The organism is Almyronema sp., from assembly GCF_052168255.1.
Taxonomy (GTDB): domain Bacteria; phylum Cyanobacteriota; class Cyanobacteriia; order Phormidesmidales; family Phormidesmidaceae; genus Sphaerothrix; species Sphaerothrix epifaneia.
The window spans coordinates 1-6,046 of record NZ_JBQLZL010000040.1; the positions used below are offsets into that span (position 1 = coordinate 1).

At 50.7% G+C, this 6,046-nt stretch carries 6 protein-coding genes; 1 reads left to right on the forward strand and 5 read right to left on the reverse strand.

The window, feature by feature from the left end; genetic code table 11:
• Both cas3 and ACTS3T_RS09235 read right to left on the reverse strand, forming a co-directional pair.
• Positions 1 to 1,305, reverse strand: a 1,305-nt coding sequence (gene cas3, locus ACTS3T_RS09230; RefSeq protein WP_462934916.1) for a type I-D CRISPR-associated helicase Cas3', incomplete at its 3' end; no start/stop codon positions are given.
• A gap of 39 nt (positions 1,306 to 1,344) precedes the next feature.
• Entirely contained in the window at positions 1,345 to 1,530 is a 186-nt protein-coding gene (locus ACTS3T_RS09235; RefSeq protein ID WP_462934917.1) for a hypothetical protein, read from the reverse strand.
• Between the two features lie 229 nt (positions 1,531 to 1,759).
• On the opposite strand from ACTS3T_RS09235, the gene ACTS3T_RS09240 reads away from it, so the two are divergent.
• Positions 1,760 to 2,623, forward strand: coding sequence for a helix-turn-helix transcriptional regulator (locus tag ACTS3T_RS09240; RefSeq protein WP_462934918.1), 864 nt, complete (start codon positions 1,760 to 1,762; stop codon positions 2,621 to 2,623).
• A 506-nt stretch (positions 2,624 to 3,129) separates the two neighbouring features.
• Here ACTS3T_RS09240 and ACTS3T_RS09245 read toward each other — a convergent pair.
• The 3 genes from ACTS3T_RS09245 to ACTS3T_RS09255 form a co-directional block, all read right to left on the reverse strand.
• Complete coding sequence (locus ACTS3T_RS09245) at positions 3,130 to 3,684, reverse strand: DUF2231 domain-containing protein (protein ID WP_462934919.1); 555 nt, start codon at positions 3,682 to 3,684, stop codon at positions 3,130 to 3,132.
• Positions 3,685 to 3,728: 44 nt separating this feature from the next.
• Positions 3,729 to 4,907 carry a zinc-dependent alcohol dehydrogenase gene (locus ACTS3T_RS09250; RefSeq protein ID WP_462934920.1) on the reverse strand — a complete coding sequence of 393 codons (1,179 nt, stop codon included), beginning with the start codon at positions 4,905 to 4,907 and terminating at the stop codon, positions 3,729 to 3,731.
• Positions 4,908 to 5,021: 114 nt separating this feature from the next.
• A complete protein-coding gene (locus tag ACTS3T_RS09255; RefSeq protein WP_462934921.1) occupies positions 5,022 to 5,714 on the reverse strand; it encodes an SRPBCC family protein in 693 nt (230 codons plus the stop codon).
• Between the last annotated feature and the right edge of the window lie 332 nt (positions 5,715 to 6,046).

The window sequence follows — 6,046 nt, forward strand, 5'->3', positions numbered from 1 at the left end:
TTGGAAGTGGATGCGATCGCACACTTCCCCATCCTTTAAAGCAGCCTCATCTCCCGCAAATAGGCGCTCCACAAAGAAATTGGGCACCAATGCAAAAGCTATGAAGCTATCAAACTGGATCTCTCTCCCATCTTTCTGATAGCCGTCATGACGCCCCAATCGCCCCAACCGCTGGATGAAGTTACCTGTATCCGAGGACTCAAAAATGAGGAAGTTGATCTTGAAATCAACCCCCACATCAATGGTGCTAGTACCAATCACTAGGTCTGCTGCCAGAGATTCCGCTTTCTCTTGCCCACCAGACAGGCCAGTATTTTCTCGAACTGTCAGCCCGTGCTGGGCAAAGCGTTCTCGAAAAACAGGCATCAGCCGCTTCACTGTAGCAATGGAGTTGAGGATGATCGCTCCCTTGCTGCCCGGATGTTCTAGAAACTGGTTAAGAATATCTCCCTGATTCTCCTTCAGCCAGGTTTCAGAAGCCTTAGATGTCGGTTCCATCGGTACAAAAGTCAGGTCAATGGATCGTGCAACCTGACGCCAGTGGTCTGCCTGTAATGCCTCTGCTTCTGCCTGAGTATTTGGAAACAGGTATTTCCCTTCATCAATGGGGTTAATGACTCGACAGCGAAAACCCGCTTTATCCAAACGATTTAATAACGAATCGCTGGGGGTCGCCGATAGAAATAAAAACTTCTTGCGCCGATTGGTCGCTTGAATCAACAGCATCGTATTCAAAACACTGGCAACCTGAGGCGCAGCAAACACATGGAATTCATCAAAGATGAAAAGGTCGAAGTCCTTGTCGATGCGATTCCAGAGTTTGTCAGGCGTATCTTTGTCCGTTAGGTAAGCCCCTCGGTGGAGGTAATGGAAAATGTCGGGGTTTGTGATGAGGACTTCCGACTGCCCCGCGCGGGATGCGATCGCACTGCCCTTCCGCAAACCCTCATTCTCGGAGTAAATCTCAAGCTCAGGGCCACTCAAACGATTCACCCTGGGCGCATTCGGTGGCTGAAAGTCATCAATATAGCTTTGAACCTGGTGCTCTTGGTCAGCGGCCAAGGCATTGGTGGGATAGAGGGCGATCGCGTGGCAATCTCCCTGCAAGACGTCTAGATAAGCCGCGAGACTCTTACCGTCACCTGTCATTGCAGTATTAAAAACCACATCAATACTGGGATCTCGCAAAGCCTTCCAAGTTTCGAGCTGATGCCACGAAAGTTTCCAACCTTGAGGCAAGGGAAGCACTGCTGGAACATCTAAAGCGGGACAAGAATAAACAGGCTTTAACTGAATCGAATACATAAGTTCGCTGAAAACCATTTGGTTGTACTGGGCTGCTCATCACCGAACCAATCGATACTCAAAGGTCTTGACATCTGCTCGTCGCTTTTCTACTTGCCACCCTTTTTCTTTCACCGCTCGGTGCAACGTCGCCGAAAACCGATGCCCCACTTGCTCCACGAGTTCTGTAGTTGAATGCCACTGCCCGTCGCTGAATATTTGAGTCAGCTTTTCCAACATTGTCATGTCAGATCTCCCTGCATTACTCCCAGCTTTACTCAGAAAAACCATCAAAATCACCCAAAGTGTTAGGGCAAAACACGTTTCTCTAAATAGCTCAACAACTCAAATTAAGCTGCAAATTGAGTTTACAAAGTGTACGTGTTTCATTGCATAGCTCTATATTGGCCGGGATAATGAAATTAATCAAGCAATGTAGAGTCAAAGTGTACGTACATTTTAGACATAAGCAATTATGGTTCGTAAGCGCCCTTCTATTACCCTTTCGATTACAGAGTACGAAAAGGCTCAGCTTGAGCAGCTAGCGCTGGACTTTGATCAGACTTGGGGCGAAAGACCCAATATTTCAAAACTGTTCAAAGCGATCGCCCGGGGTCAACTCCGCCTAGCTGCCAATCATGACTGGAGCCGCGATCGCATCAACACGCTCAACCGGATTCTGGGTTGGCTCAAAGACGATGGTCAGCTCGATACAGCTCTGGAATTGGCTTATCTCTTGCTAGAGCGTAGCGAACTTAATCTGCCACTGCGCCATGAAATTCAAGCTTGGGTAGACCAACCCAGTGCTCCCTGGCGCATTGACATCGATCGCTGCATCCGTCTGCAACGACCCTTTCGTCTTACTTATCAAGATGCCGCTGAGCGCCTCTGGAACTTTACCGTGCGCCATGCCATCCTCGAGCGCCACGAAGACCGCCAGTATTTAGATTGCTGGTGCGATGAAACGGAAGGAAATAAAGATATTGACGTGCTCAAGCACAACTGGTCATTGCGGCTTGATCGGATTCCGGAAGAAGCCCTGATTTCTCTCGCCGAAGGGCACTGGCAACCCGAACTGAGTTACATCGATGTTGAATTTCACTTACTGCGGGGCTTGGCCTTTGGCTATCACACCAAAACCAAAGCAGATATAACGATGGAATGGCTTCCTGATCAGGAAATCAAACGAGTCGTGCGCCGCATTCATAATACCTTCTGGTTTTTTCGGGAAGTGTGCCGTTACGGAGCCGACTGCATCGTAATAGGGCCAGCAGAAGTTCGCGATCGCTTCAAGCAAACGGTAGCTGCTATGTATCAGAACTACTGGTCTGATACATAGCAGTGAGGGGCACTAATGTTTAGACTGAAATGAACCAGCAAAATCAGCCAAAATGTCTTCTGGCTCATAGGGTAATTCAGCGTCATGCCTGAACGTAGAGATTGCATGGGGCTGAATCACTTTGATCAAAACGAACCTACGCTGTGGGTTCTATCCTAAGCGATTGATTCAGCCAGTATTGTTAATGCTGCCGACGGTTACTTTAGCGCCTTTGAGTTTCCCTCTAGCGCAATGCTGAGGGACGGGCGATCGCCCAACCATACATACAAGGCGTCGCTAACGGCAGAGAACGAAGGGAAGAAGAAAAGTGTTTCTATTAGCGGCTTGCAGCTATTGAGGTGTGGCAAACCGGAAGATGACAGCGCTATTAAGCAGACCCGCAGGCACCTGAAGCCAGGAAAGTTCGGCTCTATGCTTCAGCTAAATCGAGGCTTGAGCGGAGCCGAGAGCAAGCCGTGTACACTTGCATAGACAAACCAGGTTCAGGTGCCGTCAGGAAAAAGGGGCTAGGGCGTTAGGGTTTCGCCAGGGCCAACAATACCCACTTTGTGGCGAAAGGTTAGTTCACCCCCAAACCAGCCGCTAGCCAGCAACAGCACCGCTACCAGACAAGACAAAATTAGTCCCACTGGCACAATAGAATTGGCCGGGTTGGTAAAGCGAAGGCCAAAATTTACCAAACTGAGGACTAGCACCCCCACATTCAAGGCCATGTGCGCCCAGCCTGCTGTGCGATGGCGCACTTTGGGAATGGTGATAAAATCTACCATGCCTGTGATAGCAGCGGCTACGCCCGACAATATTCCTAACCCCAATAGCCAAACGGCTGCTCTGGCCCAGAAAAAGTCTTGCGTCAGCCAGTAGCCTAAATCAGCTCCGGCGACGCCACTGAGAAAAGCAACCGGAAAAATAACGATGATGGGATGAATGGGATGGCCGAAAATAGCAATGGAGCTAGTAACGCCTGTACCTCGATACTCAGTTGCCCGACTGTCAATCAGCGGCGGCAAATGAGGATAGGGCACACTGTCAGACTGGGTTTGATAATCGCGAGTTTCCATAAGAAATGCCTCTAAGCGTTAGTAAAGTCACAGCCAAAACTCGGTTAAACGTTTGCAAACGGCTTGAGTACCACCTTGATGCAGTTTTCTTTTTTATCCCGAAAGATTTTGTAGGCTCGCGGCGCTTCTTCTAGGGGCAAGCGATGGGTAATCAAAAAGGAGGGATCAATTTCGCCGTTTTGAACTCGTTCTAGCAAGGGTTGCAAATACTTGTGGACGTGGGTTTGTCCCGATCGCATGGTGAGGGCTTTATTCACAAATGCGCCCATCGGCATCTTGTCGATAAAACCGCCATAGACCCCCGGCACCGAAACTTTACCGCCTTTGCGACAGGCAGCGATCGCTTGCCGTAGCACATGGGGACGCCCTGTTTCTAAGCGCACTGCTTGTTTTACCGTGTCGTAAAGGTTCATGACGCCTGTTCCGTGGGCTTCCATGCCGACTGCATCAATGCAACAGTCAGGGCCACGGCCACCCGTCATCTCTTTCAGGGCGATACCCGCATCTACTTCTTCGTAGTTGAGAATTTCGGCACCTGCTGCTTGAGCCAGTTCTAGACGCTCTGGCACGCGGTCGATGGCAATAACGCGTTCAGCCCCTAGCATAAAGGCGCTGCGAATAGCAAACTGCCCCACCGGGCCACAGCCCCAAACCGCTACAATTTCACCGGGTTGGATATCGCAATTTTCCGCCGCCATGTAGCCAGTAGGGAAAATATCGCTGAGAAACAGCACTTGTTCATCGCTAAGGCCATCGGGCACTTTGATGGGGCCAACATCGGCAAACGGAACGCGCACGTATTGAGCTTGTCCCCCGGCATAGCCGCCGAGCAGGTGAGAGTAGCCAAACAGCCCAGACGGCGAATGGCCGTAGAACTTTTCTGCCATCCAGCTATTGGGGTTGGAGTTGTCGCACAACGACCACAGATCGCGCTGACAAAAAAAGCAATTGCCGCAGGCAATGGTGAAGGGCACCACCACGCGATCGCCTATTTTGAGGTTTTTGACTTCAGAGCCAGTTTCAACCACTTCGCCCATAAATTCGTGACCCAAGATATCGCCCGCCTGCATGGTGGGGATATAGCCGTCGTAAAGGTGCAGGTCAGACCCGCAAATAGCGGTTGTGGTGATCTTTAAGATGGCATCACGCGGATTCAAAATTGTCGGATCAGGTACGGTATCGACCCGCACATCTTCAGCTCCGTGCCAGCAAACAGCCTTCATGGCAAGTCTCCTAAATTAAGTAGAAAGTCGATCATTTGAGCTTGGCGCAGCCCAAAGCGGCCAAGCAGAACTCTAGCGTTAGCAATTCCTGTCGTTGCCACAGCGCAATTGGCCTTAAGCCCCTTGGGGTTGGCCTTCTGTCGTAGCAATTTCGCCCGCTTCCATCAGTTGCTTAAAGCGGTTTAGCGCATCCCCAATTTGCTGTTCTGGTTCTTCGCCAAAAAGCTTGGCGATCGCCGCTGCTAGCACGCCACCGGGGGGCTGATACTCCATCACCATTTTGACTTCGGTGCCCCGGTTGCCCGTTGCTGGCTGAAACCGAACAAAGCCTGAATTTTCAATGTCGGCTGTTTCCGTCGAAGCCCAGCTAATTAAGTGGTTAGGCTCGTCGTTGATAACGACAGCGTCCCATTCAATCCGCTGGTCTAAGGGCGCTTTCGCCACCCAATGAGAAGAGCGATCATCCCTCACCGTCACCGATTGCAGATGATTCATAAAATGGGGCAGGTTCTCCAAGTCGCGCCAAAAATTGTACAAATCGGCAGCAGAACGGTTAATCGTGACCGTTTTTTCGACTCGAATAACGTGATCTAGCCCTACAGCGTCTTCTACTTGCTTAATTGTGCTGTTTCCTTGGGTGCCCTGGTAAACCAACCCACCACCTGCGATCGCCGTCAAAATACCGCGCAGCGATCGCTGCTGTAGCCCGCTCAGGACTAATGCCCCGCCGCCGATAATAGAGGCCCAGCGCTCTAGGTCGCTGGCTTGCGAGTCGGTAGGGGTCTGTGTGCTCATGGAGTTTTCCATTTCGATACCTCCTGGCAGAAATGCTGCAAACTAGTTCAAAACGGTCAGCCCAGTTCTGCACAAAGTTGGCTCTTGGTTCTAGCCAAATCTGGCAAAAAGACGTCAGTTGCGCTCTTAATGGATAGCCTAGAGAGCCAAAAACTTGGGCTACGCTATTCAGCATAAAAGGCTCCATAGCCTAGTCCCTTCGCCCCTAGGGTAGATAGTTGACGCCAATGTCGCCTGCGGCAGGCGGAGATTATCGCTAAAGGTAAAAAGCAGAGAGCTGCAGAAAAGCTTCTCTGCCAAGGGCTGGCAGCTATTTGAGTGGCTTAACGCAAGGGGTTATACCG